General features: G+C 71.6%; 25 protein-coding genes. 11 read left to right on the top strand and 14 right to left on the bottom strand.

Annotated elements, in window-relative coordinates; all coding sequences use genetic code 11:
* Nucleotides 1-18: 18 nt before the first annotated feature.
* The 4 genes from ACQP2Y_RS17050 to ACQP2Y_RS17035 all read right to left on the bottom strand — a co-directional run bounded on the left by ACQP2Y_RS17050 (nucleotide 19) and on the right by ACQP2Y_RS17035 (nucleotide 4,095).
* A complete protein-coding gene (locus tag ACQP2Y_RS17050) occupies nucleotides 19-966 on the bottom strand; it encodes an alpha/beta hydrolase (protein WP_433729288.1) in 948 nt (315 codons plus the stop codon).
* Between the two features lie 178 nt (nucleotides 967-1,144).
* A complete protein-coding gene (locus ACQP2Y_RS17045; protein ID WP_433729286.1) occupies nucleotides 1,145-2,134 on the bottom strand; it encodes a LacI family DNA-binding transcriptional regulator in 990 nt (329 codons plus the stop codon).
* A 127-nt stretch (nucleotides 2,135-2,261) separates the two neighbouring features.
* Nucleotides 2,262-3,266, bottom strand: a complete 1,005-nt coding sequence (locus ACQP2Y_RS17040; protein WP_433729284.1) for a LysR family transcriptional regulator — start codon at nucleotides 3,264-3,266, stop codon at nucleotides 2,262-2,264.
* Nucleotides 3,267-3,309: 43 nt separating this feature from the next.
* Nucleotides 3,310-4,095, bottom strand: coding sequence for an AbfB domain-containing protein (locus tag ACQP2Y_RS17035; protein ID WP_433729282.1), 786 nt, complete (start codon nucleotides 4,093-4,095; stop codon nucleotides 3,310-3,312).
* Between the two features lie 534 nt (nucleotides 4,096-4,629).
* Between ACQP2Y_RS17035 and ACQP2Y_RS17030 the strand changes: the two genes are divergently transcribed.
* On the top strand, nucleotides 4,630-4,851 hold the full coding sequence (locus ACQP2Y_RS17030; RefSeq protein WP_433729280.1) for a hypothetical protein: 222 nt from the start codon (nucleotides 4,630-4,632) through the stop codon (nucleotides 4,849-4,851).
* Nucleotides 4,852-5,071: 220 nt separating this feature from the next.
* Nucleotides 5,072-6,577 carry a non-reducing end alpha-L-arabinofuranosidase family hydrolase gene (locus tag ACQP2Y_RS17025; protein WP_433729278.1) on the top strand — a complete coding sequence of 502 codons (1,506 nt, stop codon included), beginning with the start codon at nucleotides 5,072-5,074 and terminating at the stop codon, nucleotides 6,575-6,577.
* 56 nt (nucleotides 6,578-6,633) lie between these two features.
* On the opposite strand, the gene ACQP2Y_RS17020 is transcribed toward ACQP2Y_RS17025, so the two are convergent.
* Nucleotides 6,634-8,601 (bottom strand): right-handed parallel beta-helix repeat-containing protein, encoded by a 1,968-nt coding sequence (locus ACQP2Y_RS17020; RefSeq protein ID WP_433729276.1) that lies wholly within the window; start codon nucleotides 8,599-8,601, stop codon nucleotides 6,634-6,636.
* A gap of 214 nt (nucleotides 8,602-8,815) precedes the next feature.
* On the opposite strand from ACQP2Y_RS17020, the gene ACQP2Y_RS17015 reads away from it, so the two are divergent.
* The 3 genes from ACQP2Y_RS17015 to ACQP2Y_RS17005 all read left to right on the top strand — a co-directional run bounded on the left by ACQP2Y_RS17015 (nucleotide 8,816) and on the right by ACQP2Y_RS17005 (nucleotide 11,301).
* Nucleotides 8,816-9,346, top strand: coding sequence for a SigE family RNA polymerase sigma factor (locus tag ACQP2Y_RS17015; RefSeq protein WP_433729274.1), 531 nt, complete (start codon nucleotides 8,816-8,818; stop codon nucleotides 9,344-9,346).
* Nucleotides 9,343-10,551, top strand: a complete 1,209-nt coding sequence (locus ACQP2Y_RS17010) for a hypothetical protein (RefSeq protein ID WP_433729272.1) — start codon at nucleotides 9,343-9,345, stop codon at nucleotides 10,549-10,551. Before ACQP2Y_RS17015 ends, ACQP2Y_RS17010 begins: the two co-directional genes overlap by 4 nt.
* 186 nt (nucleotides 10,552-10,737) lie before the next feature.
* The gene (locus ACQP2Y_RS17005; RefSeq protein WP_433729270.1) at nucleotides 10,738-11,301 is read left to right on the top strand and encodes a GAF domain-containing protein; all 564 of its coding nucleotides are present in this window, start codon (nucleotides 10,738-10,740) and stop codon (nucleotides 11,299-11,301) included.
* Between the two features lie 11 nt (nucleotides 11,302-11,312).
* Here ACQP2Y_RS17005 and ACQP2Y_RS17000 read toward each other — a convergent pair whose 3' ends face one another.
* Nucleotides 11,313-12,230, bottom strand: coding sequence for a YihY/virulence factor BrkB family protein (locus tag ACQP2Y_RS17000; protein WP_433729268.1), 918 nt, complete (start codon nucleotides 12,228-12,230; stop codon nucleotides 11,313-11,315).
* A gap of 107 nt (nucleotides 12,231-12,337) precedes the next feature.
* On the opposite strand from ACQP2Y_RS17000, the gene ACQP2Y_RS16995 reads away from it, so the two are divergent.
* Nucleotides 12,338-13,747, top strand: coding sequence for an NADP-dependent succinic semialdehyde dehydrogenase (locus tag ACQP2Y_RS16995; RefSeq protein WP_433729266.1), 1,410 nt, complete (start codon nucleotides 12,338-12,340; stop codon nucleotides 13,745-13,747).
* A 20-nt stretch (nucleotides 13,748-13,767) separates the two neighbouring features.
* Here the strand turns inward: ACQP2Y_RS16995 and ACQP2Y_RS16990 are convergent, their stop codons facing one another.
* Both ACQP2Y_RS16990 and ACQP2Y_RS16985 read right to left on the bottom strand, forming a co-directional pair.
* On the bottom strand, nucleotides 13,768-14,424 hold the full coding sequence (locus ACQP2Y_RS16990) for an alpha/beta fold hydrolase (RefSeq protein WP_433729264.1): 657 nt from the start codon (nucleotides 14,422-14,424) through the stop codon (nucleotides 13,768-13,770).
* A 108-nt stretch (nucleotides 14,425-14,532) separates the two neighbouring features.
* Nucleotides 14,533-14,916 carry a hypothetical protein gene (locus ACQP2Y_RS16985; protein ID WP_433729262.1) on the bottom strand — a complete coding sequence of 128 codons (384 nt, stop codon included), beginning with the start codon at nucleotides 14,914-14,916 and terminating at the stop codon, nucleotides 14,533-14,535.
* Between the two features lie 138 nt (nucleotides 14,917-15,054).
* On the opposite strand from ACQP2Y_RS16985, the gene ACQP2Y_RS16980 reads away from it, so the two are divergent.
* Nucleotides 15,055-17,031 carry a glycoside hydrolase family 9 protein gene (locus ACQP2Y_RS16980; protein ID WP_433729260.1) on the top strand — a complete coding sequence of 659 codons (1,977 nt, stop codon included), beginning with the start codon at nucleotides 15,055-15,057 and terminating at the stop codon, nucleotides 17,029-17,031.
* Nucleotides 17,032-17,556: 525 nt separating this feature from the next.
* On the opposite strand, the gene ACQP2Y_RS16975 is transcribed toward ACQP2Y_RS16980, so the two are convergent.
* The 3 genes from ACQP2Y_RS16975 to ACQP2Y_RS16965 form a co-directional block, all read right to left on the bottom strand.
* A complete protein-coding gene (locus ACQP2Y_RS16975) occupies nucleotides 17,557-18,519 on the bottom strand; it encodes a threonine ammonia-lyase (RefSeq protein ID WP_433729258.1) in 963 nt (320 codons plus the stop codon).
* Nucleotides 18,520-18,592: 73 nt separating this feature from the next.
* Nucleotides 18,593-18,871, bottom strand: a complete 279-nt coding sequence (locus ACQP2Y_RS16970; protein WP_360831096.1) for a DUF4190 domain-containing protein — start codon at nucleotides 18,869-18,871, stop codon at nucleotides 18,593-18,595.
* A gap of 89 nt (nucleotides 18,872-18,960) precedes the next feature.
* Nucleotides 18,961-19,782, bottom strand: a complete 822-nt coding sequence (locus ACQP2Y_RS16965; protein ID WP_433729255.1) for an SDR family NAD(P)-dependent oxidoreductase — start codon at nucleotides 19,780-19,782, stop codon at nucleotides 18,961-18,963.
* Between the two features lie 118 nt (nucleotides 19,783-19,900).
* Here ACQP2Y_RS16965 and ACQP2Y_RS16960 point away from each other — a divergent pair, with 118 nt between their 5' ends.
* The gene (locus ACQP2Y_RS16960; protein WP_433729253.1) at nucleotides 19,901-20,500 is read left to right on the top strand and encodes a TetR/AcrR family transcriptional regulator; all 600 of its coding nucleotides are present in this window, start codon (nucleotides 19,901-19,903) and stop codon (nucleotides 20,498-20,500) included.
* Here ACQP2Y_RS16960 and ACQP2Y_RS16955 read toward each other — a convergent pair.
* Complete coding sequence (locus ACQP2Y_RS16955; protein ID WP_433729251.1) at nucleotides 20,490-21,332, bottom strand: enoyl-CoA hydratase/isomerase family protein; 843 nt, start codon at nucleotides 21,330-21,332, stop codon at nucleotides 20,490-20,492. The genes ACQP2Y_RS16960 and ACQP2Y_RS16955 overlap by 11 nt on opposite strands.
* Nucleotides 21,333-21,681: 349 nt before the next feature.
* Between ACQP2Y_RS16955 and ACQP2Y_RS16950 the strand changes: the two genes are divergently transcribed.
* A complete protein-coding gene (locus ACQP2Y_RS16950; protein ID WP_433729249.1) occupies nucleotides 21,682-23,079 on the top strand; it encodes a macro domain-containing protein in 1,398 nt (465 codons plus the stop codon).
* A gap of 4 nt (nucleotides 23,080-23,083) precedes the next feature.
* Here ACQP2Y_RS16950 and ACQP2Y_RS16945 read toward each other — a convergent pair whose 3' ends face one another.
* Nucleotides 23,084-23,692 (bottom strand): TetR/AcrR family transcriptional regulator, encoded by a 609-nt coding sequence (locus ACQP2Y_RS16945; protein ID WP_433729247.1) that lies wholly within the window; start codon nucleotides 23,690-23,692, stop codon nucleotides 23,084-23,086.
* A gap of 48 nt (nucleotides 23,693-23,740) precedes the next feature.
* Complete coding sequence (locus ACQP2Y_RS16940) at nucleotides 23,741-24,220, bottom strand: nuclear transport factor 2 family protein (RefSeq protein ID WP_433729245.1); 480 nt, start codon at nucleotides 24,218-24,220, stop codon at nucleotides 23,741-23,743.
* A gap of 174 nt (nucleotides 24,221-24,394) precedes the next feature.
* Here ACQP2Y_RS16940 and ACQP2Y_RS16935 point away from each other — a divergent pair, with 174 nt between their 5' ends.
* Entirely contained in the window at nucleotides 24,395-24,880 is a 486-nt protein-coding gene (locus ACQP2Y_RS16935; protein WP_433729243.1) for a hypothetical protein, read from the top strand.
* A 66-nt stretch (nucleotides 24,881-24,946) separates the two neighbouring features.
* A complete protein-coding gene (locus ACQP2Y_RS16930) occupies nucleotides 24,947-26,152 on the top strand; it encodes a helix-turn-helix domain-containing protein (RefSeq protein WP_433729241.1) in 1,206 nt (401 codons plus the stop codon).
* The last annotated feature ends 5 nt before the right edge of the window (nucleotides 26,153-26,157 follow it).

Raw genomic sequence — 26,157 nt, 5'->3', positions numbered from 1 at the left:
AGTGGACGGGTGAAGCGGTCAGCGGGTCGTGGGCTGCGGGGTGTGCAAGCGCCGGAGCGCGGTGACGACGTCCTGCTGCCAGGTGGCGGCCGGAGGCCAGGTGCCGGTCAACGCGAGCGATCCGTGCACCGCTCCCGGATAGAGCTCGAACGACACCGGGACTCCGGCGTCGCGCAGCCGGTGGGCGTACCGCTCGCCCTCGAGCCGCAGCGGGTCGTGCTCGGCGCTCATGATCCGTGCGGGCGGCAGGCCGGTCAGGTCGGTGGCGAACAGGGGTGAGACGACCTCGTCGCGCCGGTCGTGCTCCGGGCCGAGGTAGAGATCGCCGCAGAGCCGCATGTCGTCGACGGTGATGCCGTAGTCGTCGGTGATGCCGGACCGGCGCATGGTGTCCAGGGTCAGGTCCAGCGGCGGCACCTCGAGCAGTTGCAGGGCGAGACGCGGGCCGCCACGGGCCCGGGCGAGCAGTGTGACGGCGGCGGCCAGGTTCGCGCCCGCCGAGATCCCGCCGACGGCGACGCGTTCCGGGTCCGCACCGAGCTCCCCGGCGTGCTGCACCGCCCAGCTCAGCCCGGCGTAGCAGTCCTCCAGCGGCGCCGGGAAGGGGTGCTCGGGCGCCAGCCGGTAGTCGACCGCCGCGACGACGCACTCGGCGCGGCGGCTGCGGTCGTGACACATCGCGTCGTTGACCTTCTCGTCGACGGAGCCCAGCCAGAAGCCGCCGCCGTGCAGGAAGACGTAGAGCGGGAGCGGACCGGTGACGGTGGCCGGCCGGTAGACCCGGACCCGGATGGCACCGACCGGGAAGTCCTGGACGCCGACCGGCACCGCGGGCGCGCCGAACTTCGCGAACAGCTCGTCCGAGCCCCGGTGGATGGCCGTCCGCCGTTCCGCCACGGGCGCATCGGGGTCGCCGGAGTCCGGCTTCGTCGCCAGGAAGACCTCGACCGCGTCGGCCAGTCCCATCGCCACTCCCTCGGTGCCGGGCGCCGCCGCCCGGCGGGTTCGTCACACGAACGAAACATCAGCCGGCAAGCCATGTCAAGAGTTTTTGTAAAAGCACTTTTATGGCGTCACCGCTGCTCAGGCGTCCCGGCGGGCGCCCGCGATCAGTCAACAGGGCGAGCCGGGGCGGAACGGGACTTCAGGTGGTGGAGCGTCCGACCAGGTGAACGTCGAGCACCGTGGCCGAGCGCAGGGCGGACCCGCCGATGTGCCCGAGCAGCACGCCGAACGCGGTGCTGCCCGACTCCTCGAACGGCTGGCGGATCGTGGTCAGATCGGCCGCGGCGGCGGCCTCCCCGTCGTCGAAGCCCATGACCGCGACGTCCTGCGGCACCCGCAGGCCCCGGTCGCGGGCCGCCAGCAGCACGCCGACCGCGAGCACGTCGTGGTGGGCCATGACGGCGGTCGGCCGCTCGGCGGCGTCCAGCAGCCCGGCGGCCGCCCGGCGCGCCCCGTCGACCGAGTTGTCGCTGGTCGCCACCACCACCTCCGCCCCGGACCGGGCGGCTGTGTCCCGGAACCCGGCCAGCCGCTTGACCGCCTGCGACTCGTAGTCGGAGACCTGCCGTTCCAGCAGGTAGCCCAGCCGCCGGTGGCCCCGCTCGAGCAGATGCCGGGCGGCGATCCGGCCGCCGTCGTCGTCGTCGATCACGACCCGGCTGAACAGGTCGCTGTCCGCGTCGATAACGACCGTCGGCAGGCCACGCTCGCGGAGCCGCCCGGCAATGCCGGGCTCGATCTGCAGGCCCATGACGATCAGGCCGTCCAGCCGGCCGTGGATCGGCATGCTGGCCAGGGTGGGCGACGACGTCAGGGCGGCCGACTCGTGGTCGAAGACCAGCACGTCGGTCTCCAGCTCGGTGGCGGCGGTCAGCACCCCGGAGAGCCGGCGCAGGTAGGAGCTGTAGGAGGTGAACGGGGCCATCACCCCGATCCGGCCGGTGCCCTGCCGGGCGAGGCTGACCGCCTGGACCTTGGGGGTGAAACCGAGCTCGTCGACGACGGCGAGGACCCGGGCCCGGGTCGCCGCCCGTACTTTGTCCGGCTTGTTGAGCACGTTCGACACCGTCGAGATGCTCACCTGGGCCCGCTCGGCCACCTCGTAGATCGTGACCCGATGTGCTGTCACCGCCGCCTGCTCTCGCACTGCCGAAGCGCTTTGATGAAAGCAGTCTACAGATGCGACTCCGAGCCCATTGGAAAAGGCGATGCCCCTACTATTTCCATACCGCGCGGCACCATTGTGGAATAACCCGTCAATCGTTCGGGCTGCGGCGTTTGCCGGGCGATAATGTTCGTGCGGGCGGGCGGGCTTTGCAGGATTGGTTCGGCGGGGCGCCGGGGCCGAACTCACCCGTCAGCTCACGAGCGGCGCCGGCCACGAGATCGCGCAGCCACCGGTGCGAGGGATCGTGAGTGTGCGCGGGGTCCCACCACAGAGTCTCCACCACCGGCGGCAGATCGAACGGCACCTCGAGGACACGCAGCTCCGGCCCGGCGACCCGGGTGGCCAGCCGTTCCTGGATCAGGCAGAGATGGTCGGTGCCCCGGACCAGTTCGGGCAGCAGATGGAACCCGCCGACGGAGAACCGGGCCTGGGGCGAGAGCCCGCGGGCCCGCAGATCGGCGAGCACGGGGTGGTGCGCCCGTACGTCCTGGTGCACCACCCAGGGAAGCGCCGCGAGCTTCTCGACGGTCAGCCCGCCCCGGACGGCCGGGTTGTCCGCGGCCGCGAGGCACACCCAGCGGTCGGAGAAGAGGGTCGTCCCGGGCATCCCGGCCGGGGCCAGGCTGCGCGGCAGCACCACCCCGTCGGGTGGGCGCGGGCGGCCGGGCGCGGTCCCGGCCGGGTCGTCGGCGGGCAGTTGATCGAGGCGCAGGCGGGCGACCGGCGACGCCTGGCGGAGGGCACGCATCAGTGGCGGGCCCAGCACCGCGGCCGCGTAGTCGGAGGCCAGCAGGACGAACTCGCGTTCGCAGGACGCCGGATCGAAGCCCAGGGCGGCGGTGAAGGTCTGCTCGACCAGTTGCATCGCCGCGGCCGAGGTCGCGCGCAGGCCCACGCCCAGCGGCGTCAGCTCGTAGTTGTTGCCGACCCGGACGAGGAGCTGGTCGCCGAAGTGCCGGCGCAGCCGGGCGAGCGCCTCGCTCATCGCGGGCTGACTCAGCCCGAGCCGCCGCCCGGCCCGGGTGACGTTGCGCTCGGCCAGCAGAGCGTCGAGGGCCGCCAGCAGGTTCAGGTCGATGCTCGCGGTTCTCATCCGTCACTCCTGCCGTGGTGTCGGGCGGCCGGGGACCGCGGGTTCAGAGGCCCGGCTCGGCGCGGAACTTCTGCGCCGGCCCGATGGCCGGTCCGGCCAGACGCACCGAACGGCTGTCGGCGATGAGGTGGCGGTCGGGGAAGTTGCTCGACCGCAGCACGAAGGTCCCGTCGGTGCCGGCCGCCTGCGGGCAGAACGTCGCATCCGCGGCGAACAGCGACGAGCGCTCCCGCGGCTGCAGCACCGCCACGAAGTTGCGGTGGCGCATGAACCGACCCGGGAAGTTGACCGCCTCCAGCGACACGCACCGCGCGTCGGCCAGGCCCCGGCGCAGGACGAAAGTGGCGTCGGCCCGGGCGAGGGCCGGACTGCGCGGGCCGATCGCGGTGAGCCGCATCCGGAAGTCCTGGTGCCGCAGTCGCAGGCCGGGAGAGCCGACCGCCACCAGGCTGATCCGGCTCCCCGGCCCGGGCAGCAGCCGGGCGGGGGGCGTGCGGCGGGGCGCGGGACGGGACGAGGAGGGCCGGGCCACCGGCAGGGGCTTACCGGTGGCCGCGGCGTCCGGGGCGCCCGACGGGGACGGCGTGGCGGACTGCAACGGGATGACCGCCGGCGACTGGTCGGCCACCGGCGGGGCGATCCACGCACCGCTCGCATCGGGCGCGGTGTCCGCGTGCTGCCGGCGCTCGATGACGATGACCAGCACCATCGCCAGCACCGCGAGCACGGCCCCGCCGACGATGACGGCTGAGCTGCGCGGTTGTGCGGGCGACCGGCCGGCTCGCGATCCGGGACGGCCGCGCGAACGACCGGGCTGCTGATAGGACATGGGGGTGTCTGTCTCCCGGATACCGGCCGTCACCGCGGCGCAGCCAGAATGGCGATGCCCGGCAATATTCAATGATGCGGCTCCGGAAAGCAAGGCCGGTCGATCCGTTGTGAGCGTTATCAGAGGTGTCGATCCGGGACATCGGGAAAACCGATACCCGGGATCCGGGGGCATTCTGACCGTACCGGTAGGATGCGCCGGTCCGGCGTTATTGATAGCGGACCGGCGAATCGGCGAACGGGCAATGCGGATCCTTCCCGGCCCGCCGCGAGGAGGTTCGGATGGGCCCGGCCCGACCTCGTGGTCTCCCCTGCCGACCGCCTCGAGACGCCGCGCGCCACGCTGAGCGTCGCGATCGGTGCGGAGCCAGGTGCCCGGCGCTGCATTTCTGTCCGCTTCACGGTGGCGGGTGCGTGGGCGGCTCACCAACCTGCCGGCGCCGGCCGAGCTTCGTCATCTCACCGGGCGGCGGCTGCGCGGCGAGTTGCGACCGGAGTTCCGTGACCGCTCGGTCTCCAAGCAGCGCACCGCCCAGTGGGTCGCCACCGAGCACGGCCCGCGACCCGGGCCTACCGCGCCGCCGAGCAGGCGATCGCCGCCGGCGGTGACCTCGAGGCGGCGGTGCGGGACTTCGTCCGAGCGGTGAACCAGCTGCCCGGCGTCAAGACCAGCGAACGCGACGACGCGGTGAACCGGCTGACCGGCGACCACGCCGAGGCGGCCCCGGCCTGGTTCGACACGGAACGCCTTTTCTGAATCGCGCTCCAATGTCGGAAAAAACGTTACGCGGAAGGTCGTCACAAAGTCGCTCACCAATGGCGAATCAGCGCCTTGATGAGCAGGAAACCTTCTGGCAACATGAGCCTCTCGGGAGCGCTCCCAATCATCGTCACTCCGCGTCCCGGGATCAATGTCGGCGTAGTTGTGAACGTTAACAACTGGTCACCCCTCCCCCACTCCTGAAGGAGAACGACACATGGAAGTGTCCGCCCGTCCCCGGCGGCCTCGCTGGATCCGTACGGCCCTGGCGTCCCTGGCGCTGGTGGCCACCGCCGGAACCGTCGCGATCACCGCCACCGAGGCATCCGCCGCGACGATCGATACGAGTGCGTCGTACATTCTGGTCAACCGCACCAGTGGCAAGGCGCTGGATGTGTACAACCTCGCCACCACTGACGGCGCCCGGATCACCCAGTGGACCCGCAACGACGGTAGCCAGCAGCAGTGGCAGTTCGTCGATTCCGGTGGTGGTTTCTACCGGCTCAAGTCACGACTGTCGGGCAAGGTCCTCGACGTCTACAACTGGTCGACCGCCGACGGCGGCGCGATCGTGCAGTACACCGACAACAACGCCGCGAACCAGCAGTTCAGCGTCCAGGACATCGACGGCTACATCCAGCTGATCAACCGCAACAGCGGCAAGGCCCTGGAAGTGCAGGGCGCGTCGACCGCGGACGGCGCGAACATCGTGCAGTACGCCGACTGGAACGGCGCCAACCAGCAGTGGCAACTCGTCCGCGTCGGTAGCACCACGCCGACCACCCCGACGACACCGCCGCCGGGTGGCTCGTGCACGCTGCCGTCGTCGTACCGGTGGAGCTCGACCGGTCAGCTGGCCACCCCGAAGGCCGGGTGGGCATCGCTGAAGGACTTCACGACCGCGCCGTACAACGGCAAGCAGCTGGTCTACGCCACCACCCACGGCAACACCTCGACCAGCGGCTGGGGCTCGATGAACTTCAGCCTGGTCAACAACTTCTCGGAGTTGGGCTCGGCCAGCCAGAACGGGATGAGCCAGGGCACCGTGGCGCCGTCGCTGTTCTACTTCGCGCCGAAGAACATCTGGGTGCTGACCTACCAGTGGGGTGCGACCGCGTTCTCCTACCGCACGTCCAACGACCCGACCAACGCCAACGGCTGGTCCGCGGCGCAACCCCTGTTCTCCGGCAGCATCACCGGGTCCGGGACCGGGCCGATCGACCAGACGGTCATCGGTGACGGCACGAACATGTACCTGTTCTTCGCCGGCGACAACGGCAAGATCTACCGGGCCAGCATGCCGATCGGGAACTTCCCCGGCAACTTCGGCTCCTCGTACACCACGATCATGAGTGACACCACGAACAACCTGTTCGAGGCACCCCAGGTGTACAAGGTGCAGGGCCAGAACCAGTACCTGATGATCGTCGAGGCCATCGGCAGCCAGGGCCGCTACTTCCGGTCCTTCACTGCCAGCAGCCTCAACGGCTCTTGGACGCCGAACGCCGCGACCGAGAGCAACCCGTTCGCGGGCAAGGCCAACAGCGGTGCGACCTGGACGAATGACATCAGCCACGGCGAGCTGATCCGTACCAGCGCGGACCAGACCATGACCATCGACCCGTGCAACCTGCAACTGCTCTACCAGGGCCGTTCACCGAGCTCCGGCGGCGACTACGGCCTGCTGCCGTACCGCCCGGGACTGCTCACCCGACAGCGCTGACGGCATGACGCAATCGGCGGGCCCGGCCAGGTGGCCGGGCCCGCCGATTCATGACTTCACCAGACCCGTACGCGGGAATCGCCCGAGGTCAGCGCGGCGACCGGACCGGCTGCCGCGGTCTCGCCGGGGTTGCGCCGCTGCCCGGTCAGGTCCACGTCGATGACCGCCGGGCTGCCGTCCGGCTCCTCGAACTCCGCGTCGGCGAAGCGGACGCGCGGCAGGTCACGGCCACCGACCGGGCCGACCCGGGCTTCGTCGAACCCGGCCGGGAAGTTGGTCTGCAGGTAGACCGCGTCGCCCTCCTCGACGACCGACACGGTCGCGTCGCCGAGCACGTGCGGGTTGGTCTCCGCGGCGAACGGCCGGGCGCCGGCGGCGTAGACGTTGTCGTGGGCGTAGACCGCCTGGAGCACGTCGAGGTAGCGCTGGTGGTCGCCCGGGGGCTGCGCCTCGATGCGGGCCACGTACTCCTCGAAGGACGCCGGGTAGTCGTCGTAACCCGCGAGGCCGTAGCCCGGCTCGCTGCCGCCCTGGCCGCCGTCGCCGTACGCCTCAGCGGTATCACCGCCGAGGAAGACGTTGCCGACGTAGCGGTCGTCGCCGCCGCGGATGTACGCGTAGCCGGCGACCTGGGTGCTGTGCGGCTGGTGGTACGGCGTGGCCCGGTCCATCACCGCCTCGATGCGCAGCGTCCCGGCGAACAGGTTGCCGACGAACGCGCCGCCCTGGCTGAACGACTCGAACGACGCGCGCGAGCCGAACAGGTTGTGGTCGACCAGGTAGGGGCCGTGGCTGACCTCGACGAACAGGTCCCGGTTGTTGCGGTAGTAGACGTTGCGGGTGACCCGGGTGCCCTGGGTCTCCCAGTCCAGCCAGGTGCCCATCGAGCAGTCGTGGATGCGGTTGTGCCGGATCACCACGTCGATGGCCGCGTGCAGCTTGATGCCGCCGATCTCGTAGCCGTAGAACTCGCGCTTGAGCGCGATGTTGTAGATGTGGTTGTCCTCGATGGTGGAGAACACGCAGCCCAGGTGGCCGACGATGCCGTTCTGCCCGCAGTCGTAGATGGTGTTGCGGCGCACGATGTGCGAGCCGATGTGCTCGCGGTCCCAGCCGATCTGGCGCGCGGCGAACACCGACTCGAGCTGGTACTGGTAACCGGGCTTGTCGCCGCGCTCGGTGGCGTAGTTGTGCCCGGTGGACGCCTCCTTGCCGAGCGAGACCGCCGAGCACTTGGCGTCGTGGATGACGTTGTCCTCGATGATCCAGCCCTTGGCCCAGTTGGGGCCGATCAGACCGGGCTGGTCCGCGGTCGGCGGGGTCCACGGCGACGCGGCCTGGGCCAGCTCGAAGCCGCGTACGGTGATGTAGTTCACGTGCGGGACGAGCGGGTGGAACACCGACCGGCGGACGTTGATCTCGACCAGTTCGGTGTTCGGGTCGGCGCCCTGGAAGTTGGCCCAGATCGTGGTCCGCTCGGCGCCCACCTCGGCGTACCAGACCAGCCGGGTCTGCTCCGGGTCGCGGACCTGGTCGGCCAGGCCGGTCCAGTGGTCCACCACCTCGGTGCGCAGCGGCGGGTCGTCGAGCTCGGCGCGGCCGCCGGCCTCGTAGAAGCTGCGGCCGTTGAGGTACACGTCGCCGAGGTGCTTGGGCGGCGCACCCTCGGGGTAGACGATCCAGTCGCCGGCGACCTCCTCGGCGAACGGGTTGAAGCCGCTGAACAGCGCGTTCGGCACCTCGGCCCGCCACACCGTGCCGCCGTCGGGCACCCAGCCGGTGACCCGCTCCGAGCCCTTGATGACCACGTGCTCGCCGTCGGCGGCGGTGTAGGTGATCCGGCGGGTGTCGCTCAGGCCGCCGCGCGGGGGCGCCACCCACTCCCGATATTCGCCGCCGTGCACGACAACCGTGTCGCCCGGGCGGGCCGCGGCGGCTGCCCGGTTGATCGTGCGGAACGGCTGCTTCTCCGAGCCGTCGGCGTCGTCGGAACCACTGGTCGCCACATGCAGGACGAAGGTCATTGTCGGCAGAGCCCTTCTGGCGTCCGGCCCCCCAGGAGCCGTCGGCGGACGAGACCACGCCAACGTAATAGCGTGAAACATTCGGTGTCAACGCCGAAACATTCCGATAGTTTGCTGGCTACTTTCGGGCCGTGCGTCGGCTTCGTACGCTCATGCAACCTTTCGGGCCGCGGTCCGCGACAGGTGGGTGCAGGTGGCCGGCGAAGGGAGCGGGATGCGGCCCGATCAAGAACGGGAATACATCGAGTACGTGACGGGACGATTGTCGCGATTGCACCGGACTGCGTACATGCTCTGCGGCGACGCGCACCGGGCGGACGACATTGTCCAGGCCACGCTGACGGCGCTGTACACCCAGTGGAAGCGGGTCACCGCGGCGGACAACGTCGACGCGTACGTGCACAGCATTCTCGTGCGGCGCTACCTCGACGAACGGCGGCTGCGGTGGTCCCGGGTGCGGCTCGGCGACGTACCGGTGCACGCGGCCACGGTCCAGTCCGCCGACCACGGCGTCGTCGAACGGGACGCGCTGATGACGGCGCTGCGGGTGCTGCCGAAGGGTCAGCGGGCCGTGGTGGTGCTGCGCTACTTCGACGATCTGTCGGTCGAAGCCACCGCCGAGGCGCTCAAGTGCTCGGTGGGCAACGTCAAGAGTCAGTGCGCGCGGGGACTGGCGAGCCTGCGGGCGGCGCTCGGCCCGGAACGCCAGGTCAGCATCGCGCAGGGAATGAGGGACGCATCATGATGGGCGAGCAGGACGTACGGGAACGGCTCCAGGCGGTCGAGGTGCCGGCCACGAAGCTTCAGGTGGAGCGGCTGGTCGAGGGGGGCCGCAGGCGGATGCTGCGCCGCCGGGCGGTGCGGGCGGGCTGCGGAGCGGTGCTGGCGACGGGCCTGATCGTGGGCGTACCGTCGCTGCTGCTGCGGCCCGGCGGTCCACCGCCGGACCAGGCCGCCGCGGCACCGACGGCCGAGACGTCGGGCGGCCCGCGGCAGGCGACGGCCGACCCGGGCCTGCCCACGCTGCGATGCGCCGCCACCCGCCTGCCGGTCCCCGCCGGGATGACGACGGTCCAGCCCGCCGGGGTCGACCCGAGCGGCCGGTACGTCCTCGGCAACGAGGTCCGGTCCAGCGAGCTCGACACTCCGGAGGGCAAGACGGCCGGCATCGCCGCGGGCCGGGTGATCCTGTGGACGGACGGACAGCCGCAGGTGCTGCCTCAGGTGCGCGACTGGGTGACGGCGAGCGCCGTGAACGCCGACGGCGTGGTGGCGGCCATCGCGGGGCCCAAGGACAAGTGGGCGGACACCGTCGTGCGCTACACCGACGGGGTGCCCGAGAAGCTGACGCCGCCGCCGGGCCGGTGGACGTTCACCGAGGCGAAGATCAACGCGACGGGCGACGTCCTGGTCAACGCCGACCGGGAGAGCTCCGACCATCGCACCGACGCCGTGCTGCTCTGGAAGGTGGGAGCGCGGACGGCCACGAAACTGCCGCTGCCCGCGTACGCCGACGGCAAGGGCCTCACCGACGACGGCACGATCGTCGGTCAGATCATCTCGGCAAACGGGGAGACGCTCACGTCGTACACGTGGAATCAGCGGGGTAAGGGCCGGGCGCTGAAGGCGCCCGCCGGGCAGCAGGCGACCGTCAGCAATGTGCGCAACGGCTGGGCCACCGGCAACCTGTGGCCGTCCGGCGAGGTCGGCCGCTGGAACCTGCGCACCGGTGAGGTGACCCGCCTGCCGGTCGGCTCACCCGCCAACGGCATCAACGACAAGGGCTGGATCGCCTCGAACGGCACGGTGCTGCGCAACGACACCAACGTCGAGCTGGGGCTCGCGGACGGGACGCGCGGCGATCCGCTGGCCGTCTCGGACTCCGGGCTGGTGGTCGGCCTGCCGTTCGACGGCAGCTCGGGCGTGATCACCTGGCGCTGCGACGGCTGAGCCGGGGCGGGCCGGGGTGACCGGCCCGCCCGACGTGTATTCCTCCCGGGCGCGGGTAGCCTTCGAAGAGAAATCTGTAGTCGGCGCCATCATGACGTCGGCGTGCTTGCGTCATGCAGCGGCGTGGGTCCCGGATCCCCCCGACGGGGTTTCCTGCAGCGACCCCCGTCCCTGAGGACACCTGCCATGACCGGCGCACACCCGATGGATCCCACCGACGCCTTCCACGAGATCGGTCTCCTCGCGTTCAGCGAGACCAGCGTCGACGGCTTGTTGAAACAGCTCGCCGAGCTCGCCAAGCGCACCGTCCCCGGCACGGCGGAGGTCTCCGTGACCCTCAGCCGGGGCAACGGCGCGCACACCGCGGCGTTCACCGGCGGCCTGGCGCTCGACCTGGACGAAAGACAGTACGAGCAGGGCCACGGACCGTGCCTCGACGCCCTCGCCTCGGGCGGGACACTGGTCCTCAACGACCTGAAGAGCGAGGCGCGGTGGCCGGACTTCGCCGCCCTCGCCCTCGACGCCGGATGCCGGAGCTGCCTGTCGGTCGGGCTGCCCGTCCACCAATCGGCCACCGGGGCGCTCAACCTCTACGCCACCGAGCCGCAGGCGTTCGACGAGGACGCCGTCACCGTCGCCCAGACCTTCGCCGGCTACGCCGCTGTCGCCCTGGCCAACGCCCACCTGCACAGTGCCCAGGCAAACCTGGCCGACCTCCTACGGACCGCCATGCTCGGCTCGCGGCAGTAGATCGACGAGCCTCACGCCGGCACGTCCTCGTCCGGGATCTCGTCCTCGTCCCCCTCGGCGGCGAGGTCGGCCGGGCGACCGGCGGTGCTGGTCGCCGTCAGCGCCGCGGCGAAGAGCACCAGCTGGTTGACCGCGTTGAGGAAGACCAGCAGCCCCACCGAGCCGGCGACCAGGTGGTATGTGGGATTGGCCGCGGTGTTCTGCACGTACAGGCGGCCGATGGTCTTGAGCAGTTCCAGCCCGGCCGCCGCCAGCAGCGCCGGTCCGAGCACCCGGCGCACCGGCATCCGTACCCGGGGCAGCCCGGTCAGCATGCCGGCAGCCAGCACCGTGTTCACCGCAAGGCCGATCAGCAGTCCGACCGTGGCCAGCACCCACCGCGACGGGGTGGACGCGGTGTCCGCCGCGTCGACCGCCCGGTTCGCGAGGGTGGTCGTCACGTACGCCACCGACAGCGACGCGGCCAGCAGCACGCCCAGCCCGACCAGCACGAGCAGGTCGAGGAGCACCCGGACGACCAGCTTGCCGGGGTATTCGGGCAGGTCCCAGATCTTGCGGATGGAGGACCGCAGCACGTCGACCCAGAACCAGCCCGTGATCGGCAAGCCGATGAAGGCGATGACGCCCGCGGTGTTGCGGGCGTTGCGCCACGTCTGCACGTCGACGGTGGGCAGGTTCTCCGCCGCGTAACGCTCCACCGCGCGCAGCACCGCCGGGTCGTCCAGGACGAACCCGAAGACGGCGAAGCCGAGCAGGCCCAGCGAGAAGGTCGCGAAGAACGCGTAGTAGGTCACGGCCGCGGCCAGGCGGCCGCCGTCGGCCTCGTCGTAGCGCAGCCCGGCCCGGACGAGGTGATCCAGCCAGCCGACACGGTGACGCAGTCGCCGCCACGCCACCGCGACCAACCGCGGGAAGCGTCGATCCGTCACGCGGCACCGATACCCCGCCGGCCCGGCCGCTACGCCCGTCCGTTCGTCCGTGGTTAGCGGACCCGCACCCGGGTAGGCCCTGGGACAGATCTGAAGGGAGTGCGACCATGCCGATCGCGACGATCAACCCGGTCACGGGTGAAGTGCTCAAGACCTTCGACGCGCTCACGGAGGAGCAGATCGATGTCGCCGTCGGCCGGTCGCTGACCGGCTTCCGCGAGCTGCGGAGAACCACCTTCGCGCAGCGGGCCGCCTGGATGACCGCGGCCGCCGACCTGCTCGACGCCGACCGCGACGACGTCGCCGCCCTGATGACCCTCGAGATGGGCAAGACCCTCGCGGCAGCCAAGGCCGAGGTGGCCAAGTGCGCCACCGCCTGCCGCTACTACGCCGAGCACGCCGAGCGTTTCCTGGCCGACGAGCCGGCCGAGGCGTCCGAGGTCGGGGCCGTCCGCGCGTACGCCCGGTACCAGCCGCTGGGGCCGGTGCTGGCGGTGATGCCGTGGAACTTCCCGCTCTGGCAGGCGATGCGGTTCGCGGCGCCGGCCCTGATGGCCGGCAACACCGGGCTGCTCAAGCACGCGTCCAACGTGCCGCAGACCGCCCTCTACCTGGGCGAACTCTTCACCCGGGCCGGTTTCCCGGCCGGGGCCTTCCAGACCCTGCTGGTCGGCTCCGACGCGGTGGAGCGCATCCTCACCGATCCCCGGGTACGGGCAGCCACGCTGACCGGCAGCGAAGGGGCCGGACGATCGATCGCCGCCATCGCCGGGCGCGAGCTGAAGAAGACCGTGCTGGAGCTGGGCGGCAGTGACCCGTACGTCGTCCTGCCGACCGCCGACCTGGACCGGGCCGCCGAGGTCGCCGCCACCGCCCGCTGCCAGAACAACGGCCAGTCGTGCATCGCCGCGAAACGCTTCATCGTGCACACCGACGTCTACGACCAGTTCGTCGACGCGTTCGTGGCGCACATGTCGGCCCTGACCGTGGGCGACCCGATGATGGACACCACCGACGTCGGGCCGCTGGCCACCGAGCAGGGCCGCAAGGACGCCGAGGAACAGGTCGCCGACGCGGTCGGCCGGGGCGCGACGGTACGGTGCGGCGGCCGCGCCCCGGAAGGTGCGGGCTGGTGGTACCCGCCGACCGTGGTCACCGACCTCACCCCGGAGATGCGGATGTACTCCGAAGAGGTGTTCGCGCCGGTGGCCGGGGTGTACCGGGCCAGGTCCCTCGACGAGGCGATCGAACTGGCCAACGCCACCTCGTACGGGCTCGGGGCGAACGCCTGGACGGCCGACCCGGACGAGCAGCAGCGGCTGATCACCGAGCTGGAGGCGGGCGCGGTCTTCATCAACGGGATGGTGACCTCGTACCCGCAGCTGCCGTTCGGCGGGGTGAAGAACTCCGGGTACGGCCGGGAGCTGTCGTCCGCCGGCATCCGCGAGTTCTGCAACCTCAAGGCGGTCTGGGTCGGCGAAGGCGACAAGGCCGACGTGGACGCGGCCACCGAGTAGCGGCCGCTCCTCCATCGACGTCAGCGCAAGGTCCGCAGCAAGGCCGCGAAGCTGGCCGCGTCACACAAGTGTGGAAACTGTCCGCCCAGCCGCGCCTGGGCACTGCCCTCAGCGCTGAGCCTCAGCGGCATGGTCTCCGGCCGCGGCTCGCTGTGCGCGGGCGGGCGGAACCAGGACCGGTAGCCGGCGAGCAGCGCGTCGTCGTGCCGGGCGACGGCGAACTGGCGGTAGAGCTCCGGTACGCCGCTCAGATCACCCGTGTCCAGCTCCCGCGTGGTCTCTGGCGGCTCTGCCGGCGTGTCCTGGAACGTGAGGACCGCCTGGGTGGCGTACGCGGCGGCGAACGTCTCGGCCAGCCGGGCCGACTCGGCATGCCCGACGATCACCGGAGCCCGGTGCAGGGCCAGGCCGTTGATCAGCACGGCCAGGTCCTCGGCCAGCTGGGTGACGTCGTAGTCGTCGCGGGCCGCGGAGTCGCCGTGGCCCGGCAGGTCGACGGCGATGGCGGCGCAGCTGTCGCCGAGCTCGGCGGCGACCGGCCACCACATGGTGCGGTCGTAGAACAATCCGTGCAGCAGCACGACCGGCCGGCCGAAGCGGCCCCAGCGGTCGTAGACGAGCCGGTTCTTCGGAGTTCCGTAGGCGTGGGTGGTGCGGCGGGGCGGTTGCGGGTGCACAGGGAATCGTCTTCCTGGGGGCTGCCGGACACGAGACAGACGCCGCCGGCGTGACAGCCGGTGAGCGCGATGGCGTGCGGTGGTGCGGTGAGCAGGGAAGAAGAGCTGCTATACCCGCAGAACGCCCAGCAAACTCAGATCCGCGTCGGCCGCGGCGGCGACGGTGTGCGACGTACGCAGATCCGGGCACAGCGCCGTCGCATCGACGGCGACCGTGGCGACCAGCGTGACGTCACCGGCCGGACGGGCGCGCGGCGACAGGCAGGCGGTCCAGTCGTCGCCGTGCTCATGCTGGTGGACGGGGGTCTCGCCGGTGTGCGCGTGCGGAAGGCGCGCGAGATCCGCGACGGTGCCCCGGTCCCCCGCGGCGGCATCGTGGGCGTGCCCGTGATGGGCGCTGCCCGCGGAGAACAGCAGGCCCGCGGCCAGCAGCAGCAGGACCAGGGCCGCGCCGGCCATCCGCATCGGCCGGGCACGGCCGAGTCGGGGCATCCGGAACGGGTACGCGGCCACGTCCGTAGTTAACCAGCCGTGGCGGCCGTCCGCCCGTCGGGAGCAGTCCGCCTCCCGGGCCAGCGACGGACACCGGGTCCGGATCATGCGCTCCGGGCTGACCCATACTCGGCCTCCGTGACCCGATCAGTGCCCGGTACCCGTCGCCGCCTCATCGTGGCGATGCTGCTGACAGCCGTCCTGGGCGCGGCCGCTTGCGACGCTCCGGCCGAGCCCCGCGTGGTGCCGCCCACCAGCCCGGCCGGGCCGCCACCTAGCCCGGTGCCGGTGCCGGTGTTGCCGGAGCAGGACGCGGTGCTGCGCCTTGACCAGGTCGGCTACGGCATCAGGGAAGCCAAGACAGCGACACTGCTGGCTCCCCGCGACGCCGGCGGGGCCCACGCCACCGTCATCGACACCGCCGGCCGGACCGTGCTGTCACCGGAGATCGGCGGCGGCCGGGGCGAGTGGAATGCCAGGTTCCCGGCGGTCCACCCCATCGATCTCACCGCGCTGACCCGTCCGGGAACGTATCGGCTCCGCGTGCAGGGATCGGTCACCGCCGAGTCCCCCGCGTTCCGGGTCGCTCCCGCCGCCGAGCTGTTCGGTCCGCTGGTGGCCAACTCGCTCGCGTACTTCCAAGCTCATCGGGACGGGGCCGATCAGGTCGCCGGGGCCTGGCGGCGTACGCCGGCGCACCTGGCCGACCGCGAGGCCACCGTCTATGCCGATCCCCGCTACGACGAGGACGGCCGGATGATCGCGGCACTGGAGCCCACCGGCGGCCCGGTGGACGTCGAAGGTGGCTGGTACGACGCGGGCGACTTCCTCAAGTTCACCCACACCAGCGCGTACGCCTTGGTCGCGATGCTGCTGGTGCAGCGCGACGGGCCGGCCCCGGCGGGCCTGGCCGACGAGACCCGGCACGGCATCGACTGGCTGGACAAGATGTGGGACGAGCGCACCCGTACGCTCTACACCCAGGTCGGGATCGGCAGCGGCGTGGCCGCGGATTTCCTCGGCGACCATGACACCTGGCGGCTGCCGCAGGCCGACGACCAGCTCGCCGTCGAGCCGGGCGACGAGCGCTACTACCAGCGCTATCGGCCGGTGTTCCGGGCCGCCGCACCGGGCGAAGAGCTCAGCCCCAACCTGGCCGGCCGGGTGGCCGCCGCCTTCGCGCTGGCCGCCCAGGTCGAGGCGGCCACCGATCCGGCCCGCGCCCGCCGCCACCTCACCGCCGCGGCGCAGATCTTCGACCAGGCCGGCACCGCCGACGTCGGTGATCTCGTCACGGCCCAGCCACGCAGCTTCTATCCCGAGGACAGCTGGGCCGACGACCTCGCCACCGGCGCGGCCGAACTCGCCCTGGCCGGGGCTCTGCTGCGTGATCCGCGCACCCCGGACTGGACGCTGCGGGCGGCCCGCTGGGCCAGGGTCAACGCCGACACCGGCCGGACCGACGCCCTGAACGTCTACGACCTGAGCGCGGTCGCCGACGCCGAACTGAGCAAGGTGCTGACCACCACACCGGTGACCGGAGCGGCCATCAGCCTCGACGAGTTGCGGCGCGACCTGCGCAAACGTCTCGACGCCGGGGTCCGGGCCGCCGAAGCCAACCCCTTCGGAGCCGCCGCCGGCAACGGCGGATACGACTACGCCTCACGCCAGCTCGGTTACGTCGTCACCGCGGCGCTCTACCGCGGCCTCACCGGGGACGACCACTACGCCGCGTTCGGCACGGCCCAGCGCGGGGTCGCGCTGGGCGCCAACGGCTGGGGTACGTCGCTGGTGGTGGCCGCGGGTACGACGTACCCCCGGTGCCCGCACGACCAGATCGCCAACCTGACCACCGGCTCCCCCGCCCCCGGCATGACGGGGGCGGTGGTCAACGGCCCCAACAAGGCCGATCGGATCCACGAACTGATCGAGACCCGGAAGAACAGCTCGTGCTCCACCGACGCCTTCGCCGCCTACGACCGCGACGACGCCCACTACACCGACGACGAGCAGGTCTCGGCCAACACCGAACCGTCCATCGACTTCACCGCGACCGGGATGCTGGCCTTCGCGCTCACCGCCCGGCCATTCAGTCCGGGGCGTGAGAGTCCATAGATCGGCGCGATGTCGCGGGCGGATCAGCCTGGCCGCCGGGTCGGCGCTGTGGCTGATCCTGCTGGCGATCGTGGTGGTCAGCGCGACCCGGCTGGACCGGGCGAGCGGACTGTTCCTGTTCTCGCTGCGGCTCGGCTTCCTGGCCACGGCGTTCGTGGTCTACCTGTACGTCTACAACGCCGGCCGGGAGGGCGCCCCGTGGCGGCGGAGTACAACCCGCTGGGCCGCAACCCGTACTACCGGACCGCGGCGCCGTATCCGTACACCAACAACTGGGGAACGGGCTGCTGATCTTCATCGGGTTCCTGCTGATGATGGTGTGGCGTACGGCCGCCGCGGTCAGCGCGCCCGGCCGGTGGCTGAGCGTCATCCCGGTGATCGCCCTGGTGATGACCCCGTTCTACGGCTTCACCGACATCAACCTGTCCGTGATGTTCTTCGGCATCGGACTCGCGCCGCCACCATCGACGGCCCGGTCAACAGAGAGCCGGCAGCGCAGGCTTTGTCGGACGCGGACGGCGTTTCCTAGCCGCGCACCCAGCGGTCGTAGGCGTCCAGGTCGACGTTGCCGCCGCAGATGATCGTGGCCACGTGACGGCCGGCGAAGCGGTTCCGGTCCTCCAGGATCGCCGCGACGCCGAGGGCCGCGGACGGTTCGACAACCAGGCCCGCATGGTGCAGAAGTAGCCGCATGCCCGCGACGATGGACGCCTCGCTCACCAGGACCGCATCGTCGGCCACCGCGAGCAGGTCGTCCAGGACCTCCGGAATGGGAAACCGGCCGGCGACACCGTCGGCGATGGTGTCGGTCGAGTCGGTGGTGACGACCCGGCGTTGCTTCCAGGAGCGGGTCATCGCCGGTGCGCCGTGGGGCTGCACGCAGATCACCTCGACGTCCGGCGATAGCGTCTTGAGGACGTAGCCCACGCCGGTGGCCATCGCGCCGCCGCCCAGAGCGATCAGGACGGTGTCGACGGATGATCCCGCCTCGGCCAGTTCCAGGCCGATGGTCGCCGCGCCCTCGCACGTCTCGAGGTCGAGACTGTCCTCGACCAGCCTGATGCCACGCTCGCGCGCGACTTCCCCGGCCCGTTCCCGGGCTGTCTCGAAGTCGCCGTCGGTCAGCAGCAACTCCGCGCCCAGCGCGCGGATGCGATCCAGTTTCGCGGCGGGCGCCCGGCGGGTCGCGACGACGGTGACGTCGAGACCCCGGCGACGACCGGACCAGGCGAGCGCCTGGCCGAGGTTGCCGGCGCTGGCGCACACCACCGCCGTACGACCCTGGCCGGTCAGCAGGCCGGCCACGAGTTCCGTACCGCGGGCCTTGAAGCAGCGCACCGGGTTGGCCGTCTCCAGCTTGATGCTCACCGTGCAGCCGAGCTCGCGCCCGAGCGCGTCGCACTCGTACAGCGGGGTGTCGAGGAACATCGGGTTGATGTCCCGGCGGGCCGCGCGGACCCGGGCGAGATCCAGCCGCGTCGCGATCATGCCCGGCAACCTACCGTGGGCCGCGGCGTTGATCACCCCGGCCGGGGTGATCAACGCCGACGGGCTGAGCCGGTCACGCCGTCGTCTGGGAAGCCGCCAGGATGAAGACGAAGACGACCCAGAGCACGCTCAGCACGGTGAAGACGATGCCGAGCCAGAAGCCCGCCTTGGCCAGGCCGGCGCCCTGCTCGCCGGTCTGCCGGATCTGCCGCTTGGCCACGGCGCCGAACACGATGCCCAGGGGCGCGAAGATGAAGGCGAAGACCAGGGCGAGGATCGCCATCACGTTGGTGCCGGCGACCGCTCCGCCGGCGTGCTGCTGGGTCGGGGAATTCATCGGCTGCGCTTCCATGGTCCCTCCTCGTTGTCCAATGCGGACAACGGCATACCCAGGCCCGGCGAATTTGATACCTCGCCGTCCATAAGGGACCCTCACGCGGGTCAGCCCGGGGCCTGGCGGCTGAGGTGCTCCCAGGTCCGGTACTCCTGCGTGCGGGCCTGGTCCAGCTGCTGGACCAGGTCGTACGAGGCGGAGCCGACGATCAGCCGCAGTGGCGGCTCCGCCAGCCCGGCCAGCTCCATGATCACCGGGGCGGCGGTGCTCGGGTCGGGGCCGGCGTCCTCGCCCCACATCTCGGACAGCTGGACGCGCAGCGGCTCGTACTCCGGGTGTGGCCCGGTCATGGTGGTGCCCCGGGTGAACAGGTCTGTGCCGTAGCCGCCCGGCTGCACGATCGTCACCTTGATCCCGAACGGCGCCACCTCCATCGCCAGTGCCTGACTCAGCGAGTCGAGCGCCGCTTTGCTCGCCGCGTAGAAGCCCGTCGAGGCGAATCCGCCGCTGGAGCCCATCGAAGTGACCTGCAGGAGGTGGCCGGATCCCTGCGCCCGCAGGTGCGGCACGACGGCCTGGGCCACCCACAGAGCGCCGAAGAAGTTGACGTCGAACTGGGCTCGGACCTCTTCCTCGGTGGCTTCCTCCACCATGCCGAGCAGCATCACTCCGGCGTTGTTGACCACGACGTCGAGCCGGCCGAACGCTGCCGCCGCCCGATCCACCACCGCCCGAACGGCAGCCCGGTCCGACACGTCCAGCGTGAGCCGGACGAGGTTCTCCGGGTGGGCGGCGGCCAGGTCGTCCAGTGGGCTGAGGTCGCGGGCGGCGGCCACGACGCGCTCTCCGGCCTTGAGCGCCGCCTCGGTGAAGGCCCGGCCCAGACCTCTCGACGCGCCGGTGATGAACCACACCCGGGCAGTTGTCATGCGACCTCCTCGATCGTACGAGACGAGACGGCCCGTCTCGTGTCCGCCGAGTATGCACGCCTACGAGGACGCTGGCAAGACGGAACGTCTCGTCTTGTTGGGTGCTAGGCTCCCGGACGTGTCCCACCCCAGCGCTCCGAATCCCGCCCGGCGCAGCGAGCGATCGCGCCGGGCCATCCTCGACGCCGCCCGTGAGCTGGTCGCCGAGCTGGGCTACGCGAAGATCTCGATCGAGGCCATCGCCGCCCGGGCCGGGGTCGGCAAGCAGACCATCTACCGGTGGTGGCCGTCCAAGGGCGCGGTGATCTTCGATGCGTTCCTGGCGCTCAGCGAGGCCGCGGACGGGGACGGCATCCGCCTGCCCGACACGGGCGACATCGCGGCCGATCTCCGGACCGTCATGCGGGCCACCGTCGCCGAGTTCGCCGATCCGGCCTTCGAGGCACCCATCCGAGCACTCACCATGGAGATCGTCGCCGACCCGAGCCTGACGGCCCTGTACCGGGAGAAGCTGGCCGGACCCGTCGACGAAGCCAAGAAGGAACGGCTGCGCATTGCCCAGCAGGCCGGCCAGCTGGCCGGGGACGCCAACTTGGACCTCGTGCTGGAAGTGCTGTACGCACCGCTGTTCCAGCGCTGGCTGCACCGGTCCGGGCCGCTGACCGAGGAGTACGCCGACGCGCTCGTGGACATCACCCTCCGCGCCTTCAGGCCGTAACCGTGTTCTGGCGCAGCTTCCCGATGGCGGCGCCGAGGTCGGTCTCGATGCCGCCGGGCTGTTGCAGGCCCTTGTCGAGCAGCAGCCGGACGAACGGCCGGTGCTCCGGCCGCCCGGCGGTGGCGAAGTACGCGGCCAGCCCGGCCGCCAGCTCCTCGTCGGCCGGCAGCGTGGCCCGGTCGACCAGTTCCTTGATGCCGGTGACGGCCACCTTGTCGAAGGCCGCGATCCGCCGGGCGAACGCGTCGGTGACGGCCTCGATGTCGGCGTCCGGGACCAGCCGGTTCACGTAGCCGTACTCAGCGGCGGTCCGGGCGGAGATGTCCTCGCCGCCGAGCAGGATCTCCAGGGCCCGCCCGCGGCCGACCAGCCGGCCCAGCCGGGCCATCGGCCCGCCACCCGGGACGGCGCCGACACCGATCTCGAACTGGCCCAGGACCGCCTGCTCGGAGGCGAAGCGGATGTCGGTGGCGAGCACGAACTCGCTGCCCGCGCCGCGGGTGCGGCCGCGGATCTCGGAGATCGTGGCCACCGGCACCCGGCTCAGCCGCACGAAGTTGTCCAGGTAGGGATGCAGGCCCGTGGGTCCCGGCGTCATCCGGGCCACGCGGGCGTTGTCGGCCAGGAAGTCCCAGTGGGCCATGAAGTAGCCCGGCCGGTCGCTGCGGAAGACGACGACCGTGAGGTCCGGGTCGTTCTCGATGCGCCCGATGAGCGCGCCGAGCTGCTCGACGGTGTCGGGGTCCAGGAGGTTGACCGGGCCGTTGTCGAAGGTCACCCGCCAGTAGGACGGCGACACCTCGCTGACGTGGAACTGCTCCGCGATGCTCATGCGATGAGACTCGCTGGACCGGCCAGGGGGTCGCACCAGGGAAACGCCCTGGCCACAGACCACCAGGGGTCAGCGGCCGAGGTGCACGTAGGACGCCCGGAGACGCGGCATCCGGGGGAAGCGCCGGCGCAGCTCCCGCACCGTCTCGTGCAGGGCGCCGGCGGAAGCGGCGGCGTCCAGGCGACCGGACGTGATGATCCGGCGGTAGACGTGTCGCTGAGCGCCGTCAACCCGCCGTCGCCGGTCATGTCACGGGCCGCCGGCCCGGCGCTGCAGGCGGCCGCGCACGGCATCGACGGGCGTAGGCGCCATGAGTGGAGATTCTATCGGCGCGTGGCACGGTAGAGGGGTGTCAAGTCCACGAGCGGCGGACGTGGTCCTGCTCACCGCCCTGCCCGTCGAGCACCGGGCCGTGCTGCGGGCGCTCGGCGGCGTGACCCGCGTCGGACCGTACCGGGTGGTCGCGCGGTGCCTGGCCGGCATGGGCAACACCGGCGCCGCGGCCGGGACGCAGCAGCTCATCGACACTCTGCACCCGGCTGCCGTACTCCTGATCGGCATCGCGGGCGGGGCGCCGACGACCTCGGGCCTGGCGCTGGGCGACGTGCTGGTGGCCGACACCGTCGTCGGCTACGAGCCCGGCCGCCACGACAAGGCGGGCCTGCACCGGCGTCCCGACGTGCACCGGCCGGACTTCGCGCTGCTGGCCGCGGCGCGGGAGGTGGAGCCGGGCGAATGGGCGCCGTTCATCGACGCGGACCGTCCCGGCAGGGGCCCGGCTCAGCCCCGGTCGCATCTCGGCACGGTCCTCAGTGGTGAGAAGGTCATCGCCGACGGCCGGGAGCTGGCCCGGCTGAGCCGCGCCTGGCCGAACACGGTCGGTGTCGAGATGGAGGGCCTGGGCGTCGCCACGGCCTCCTACCGCAGCGGCGCCGGCTTCCTGCTGATCAAGGCGGTCAGCGATCTGGCCGACCAGGACAAGGACGACGGCTGGCAGGAGTACGCGAGCGAGGCCGCGGCCCGCTTCGCGCTGGCCGTACTGCGCCGGGAGCCGCTCACCAAGCGCGCCGACGACGAAGCCACCACCGAGGCGGAAGCGGACGAGCCGCGCATGTTCGCCCTCGCACCGGCGCACCGATCGCCCTGCCGGCTCGGTGCGGTCGCCGGCAGCATCCGCCGCATCCGGTTCGCCGACGCCTGGGTGAGCAGCGAGAACACCGACATGGAGATGTCCCGGGCGGCCGAGTTCACGATCTCGGGCATCGTCCGCTACTGGGGTGCCCGCCGCGACGGCGGCGGCCGGATCGTCGACGACACCATCGCCCGCCAGCTGGCCGAGCAGGTGGGCAGCCGCCGGCCGGTCATGCCGGGGGCCGCGTTCGTCACCGGCCCGGGCTCGCTGGCGGACAGCCACCACGTCCGGGCGATCATCCACGTCGCCTCGGTCCAGGGCGAGCCGGGGGCTGGCTTCCGTCAGGTCCGCAACGTCGGCGTGTGCGTGACCAACGCCCTGGCGCTGGCCGAGTCCCTGGACGTCACCAGCATCGTCTTCCCGCTCCTCGGCGTGGGCAGCGGGCACGGGGATCCGCAGGCCACCGCGACCGCCATGATCACCGCCGCCATCGATCATCTCGACGGACGAGCCACGACCGGGCTCCGGGCGATCTACTTCCTCGGCTACACCCAGTCCGAGCTGGACACCCTCACCACGTGCCTGAAGGAATCCCCGTACCTCCAGGGCCTTTGACCGCTCACTCCGCGCGCGCCAGCGACGAGAGGATGATCTCCCGCGCCATGCGGACCGTGGCCGCCAAGGCGGCCGGATCCCGGCCGAGGCGTTCGGCGCCGGCGCGCATGACGCCGGACAACAGCTCCACCGCCAGGGGTACGTCGCCGACGTCGCGGAACTCACCGCGGGTGATGCCGTCCCGCACGACGTTCTCCACCTCGACCACGATCGCGTGGAACGGGCTGCCCGGCCCCTTCGGCGCCGCGGCATCCGGCGGGCCGGAACCCGGCCGGAACATCAGCTGCAGGGCCTGGTCCGTGAACGCTTCCAGCACCGCCCCGATGATCTCCCGCAGCCGCTCCGCGGCCGGCTCCGCGGACCGGGCGGCGATCGCGGCCACCCGCTCGACCGTGGGCCGGCCGGCCCGCTCGGTCAGCGCCAGGACCAGCGCACTCTTGTCGGCGGCGTAGTTGTACAGCGTGTTGCGCGCGAGGCCGGCCCGGGCCGCGATGTGGCCCATGGTGATCGAGTCGTAGTCGCGTTCGAGCAGCAGCTGCCGGGTCGCCTCGGCGAGCTCGGCCCACACCATCTCGTGGTGCTCGTCGATGCTGGCTCCCCGGATCCGCGGCATCCGATCATCCTCCCCCAATAGGGCGTACCCATCGTGCCGGACCCGCCCTCACCGCCGGCCGGCCTGCCCGGCAGCCACGGCGACCCCGGCGAGCTGCGGGTTCTCCTGGTGGGCGGCGGTCAGCTTCACCCGGCTGAGGCGCCAGCCGTCCGGGGTGCGGACCGCCTCGTTGTCGTAGCAGCCGGCCACCAGCCAGCGGTCGGGCCCGTCGCCGGCCAGCCCGGCCGGGAGCCAGTGCTCGGCGCGGACGTGCGCGTGGATCGTCGCGTGATCGCCGTCGACGGCGATCACGTGGCCGGTGATGGCGTGGTGGGTCGCCGTGAAGGACGCGAAGGAGGCCCGGACGATGTCGACGTAGTCGCTCAGCGGCACGGTCATCGGCGGGATGCCGGCGACGGACTCGAAGTCGATCGTGAGCGGGTCGGTGAAGACGAGGCCGGGCAGCTCGGTGAACTCCTTCAGGTCCGCGATGTCGGCGTAGCGGCTCAGCAGCTCGAAGAGTTCGGCGCGATCGTCGAGCACAGTCATGGGAACCCTCACATCTCTTTTGGCGACAACCTGTCGTAAAGATTACGACGGGTTGTCGCCAAAAACAACCGGGTCCGATACCACCGCGGTGGTAGCGCGCAATGTCCACCGCTGTAGGACGCGGACGACTCCCCCGCCGGGCGATCGTTAGGCCCCGAACGCGGAGGACCGCTCATGGAGACTGTCAACGGGCTGCCCGCCCACATCCTGCTGGTGCACGCCTTCGTGGTGCTGCTGCCGCTCTCGGCCGTACTGCTGGCGCTGACCGCCTGGTGGCCCGCCGCCCGCCGGCGGCTGGCCGGGCCGAACGCGGTCCTGGCGTCGGTCACGCTGGTCCTGGTCCCGTTCACCATGAACGCGGGCCAATGGCTGCAGGACCGCGTCGAGAACACCGCCCTGCTGGAGGACCACACTCGCCTCGGCGACACCGCCCTGTACGCCGCCTTCGCGGTGACGGTCGTGGCGCTGGTGATCTGGTGGCGCCACCGCGGTCCCGCCTTCCTGTTCCCGCGCAACACTGCCGTGAGCATCACCGTCGGCGTCGTGGCCGTGCTGGTCGCGAGCGCCGCGATCTACGACGTCTACCTCATCGGCGACTCCGGCGCGCGGGCGTCCTGGACCGGCGACTACAGCACCACGGTCATCGAGGGCGCCGGCTGACCTGCCGCCACCGTGGTGGTACAGGGATGGACCGCCCGGCGGAGCTGCGGGGCTACCGTCGCTCGTATGACCCTCCGACGGATCGCCGGCCCCGCGGTCGGCGAGCAGATCCGCGCCCGCCGCCTGCTTCGTGGGTGGAGTGTCCGGTACGCCGCCAGCAGGGCCGGTGTCTCGCACGCCACCTGGAGCCGGATCGAACGGGGGCTGCAGACGGCCGACAACCGGTTCATGCTGGCGGATATCGCCGGTGCGCTGGACTGTGCCCCGGCCGACCTGGCCGGCACCGGCGTGCCGGCTCTCGACCGGGCGACCGCGTCCGCCCGGGCCGGCGTGTTCGACCTGCGCCGGGCCCTGGTCGACATCGACCTGACCGAGCCGCCGGCCCGGCCCGCACCGCCGATGGCCGAGTTGCGCCGCAACGTCGCCCTGGCCGACGCCCTGCACCAGGCGTGCGACTACGCCGGCGCCTCCCGCCTGCTCCCGGACCTGCTGCGTGACCTGCACACCGAGACGGCCGGCCCGGACCATTTGGAGGCGCTGCGGCTGCTGTGCGACGCGACCCACATCGCGTCCACGGTGCTGCGTGGTCTCGGGTATCCGGCAGACGCCTGGCTGGCCGCCGAGCGGTGCCGCGACGCGGCGGAGGCGACCGGCGACCCGGTGCTGCGGGGACATGCGGCGTACGCCCTGGCCCGGGCGGCCACCGCCTGCGGTTCGTACCAGCGGGGCCAGACCCTCGCCGAGCGGGCCGTGGACGACCTGAGCCGGCACCTCGGCCTGCCCGGCGGGCCGGAGGTGCTCGGTTCGCTGCATCTGGTTGCCGCCCTGGCGAGCCGGTGCCGGCAGCGGCTCGACGACAGCCGGGACTGGCTGGTCGAGGCGGCCCGGCTGGCCCGCCGCACCGGCGAGACGAACACGATGGGCATGTTCTTCGGACCCACCAACGTGGACATCTGGCGGATGAGCATCGAGGCCGGCGACGGCGACCCGGTCCGGGTGGTGGAGATCGCCCGGCGTACCGATCCGCGGGCGATCCCGGCCGGGGTCCGGCAGGTCTTCTACTACGCCGACACCGCCCGGGCCCTGACCCGGATCGGCGGGCAGGACCGCGAGGCCGTCCGCTTCCTGCTCACCGCGGAACGGATCGCGCCGCAGCACGTGCGGACGTCGACCGAGGTCGCCGAGACCCTCCGGATCCTGCTGGACCGTTCCCGCCGTCAGGCCGGCGGCACCGAGCTGCGCGCGCTGTACGAGCGCATGCAGACCGGCTGACCCCG

It is taken from the genome of Actinoplanes sp. CA-051413 (assembly GCF_050955795.1).
In the GTDB taxonomy this organism is placed as follows: domain Bacteria; phylum Actinomycetota; class Actinomycetes; order Mycobacteriales; family Micromonosporaceae; genus Actinoplanes.
The sequence above is the reverse complement of the archived record's forward strand: the minus strand, read 5'-3'. Positions and strand labels throughout refer to the sequence as shown.

Coding starts and splice junctions, on each gene's coding strand:
- ACQP2Y_RS17050 (WP_433729288.1), bottom strand. CDS start 966: ATGGGACTGGCCGACGCGGTCGAGGTCTTCCTGGCGACGAAGCCGGAC.
- ACQP2Y_RS17040 (WP_433729284.1), bottom strand. CDS start 3,266: ATGAGAACCGCGAGCATCGACCTGAACCTGCTGGCGGCCCTCGACGCT.
- ACQP2Y_RS17035 (WP_433729282.1), bottom strand. CDS start 4,095: ATGTCCTATCAGCAGCCCGGTCGTTCGCGCGGCCGTCCCGGATCGCGA.
- ACQP2Y_RS17025 (WP_433729278.1), top strand. CDS start 5,072: ATGGAAGTGTCCGCCCGTCCCCGGCGGCCTCGCTGGATCCGTACGGCC.
- ACQP2Y_RS17020 (WP_433729276.1), bottom strand. CDS start 8,601: ATGACCTTCGTCCTGCATGTGGCGACCAGTGGTTCCGACGACGCCGAC.
- ACQP2Y_RS17015 (WP_433729274.1), top strand. CDS start 8,816: ATGCGGCCCGATCAAGAACGGGAATACATCGAGTACGTGACGGGACGA.
- ACQP2Y_RS17010 (WP_433729272.1), top strand. CDS start 9,343: ATGATGGGCGAGCAGGACGTACGGGAACGGCTCCAGGCGGTCGAGGTG.
- ACQP2Y_RS17005 (WP_433729270.1), top strand. CDS start 10,738: ATGACCGGCGCACACCCGATGGATCCCACCGACGCCTTCCACGAGATC.
- ACQP2Y_RS16995 (WP_433729266.1), top strand. CDS start 12,338: ATGCCGATCGCGACGATCAACCCGGTCACGGGTGAAGTGCTCAAGACC.
- ACQP2Y_RS16985 (WP_433729262.1), bottom strand. CDS start 14,916: ATGCCCCGACTCGGCCGTGCCCGGCCGATGCGGATGGCCGGCGCGGCC.
- ACQP2Y_RS16975 (WP_433729258.1), bottom strand. CDS start 18,519: ATGATCGCGACGCGGCTGGATCTCGCCCGGGTCCGCGCGGCCCGCCGG.
- ACQP2Y_RS16970 (WP_360831096.1), bottom strand. CDS start 18,871: ATGGAAGCGCAGCCGATGAATTCCCCGACCCAGCAGCACGCCGGCGGA.
- ACQP2Y_RS16965 (WP_433729255.1), bottom strand. CDS start 19,782: ATGACAACTGCCCGGGTGTGGTTCATCACCGGCGCGTCGAGAGGTCTG.
- ACQP2Y_RS16955 (WP_433729251.1), bottom strand. CDS start 21,332: ATGAGCATCGCGGAGCAGTTCCACGTCAGCGAGGTGTCGCCGTCCTAC.
- ACQP2Y_RS16945 (WP_433729247.1), bottom strand. CDS start 23,692: ATGCCGCGGATCCGGGGAGCCAGCATCGACGAGCACCACGAGATGGTG.
- ACQP2Y_RS16940 (WP_433729245.1), bottom strand. CDS start 24,220: ATGACTGTGCTCGACGATCGCGCCGAACTCTTCGAGCTGCTGAGCCGC.
- ACQP2Y_RS16935 (WP_433729243.1), top strand. CDS start 24,395: ATGGAGACTGTCAACGGGCTGCCCGCCCACATCCTGCTGGTGCACGCC.
- ACQP2Y_RS16930 (WP_433729241.1), top strand. CDS start 24,947: ATGACCCTCCGACGGATCGCCGGCCCCGCGGTCGGCGAGCAGATCCGC.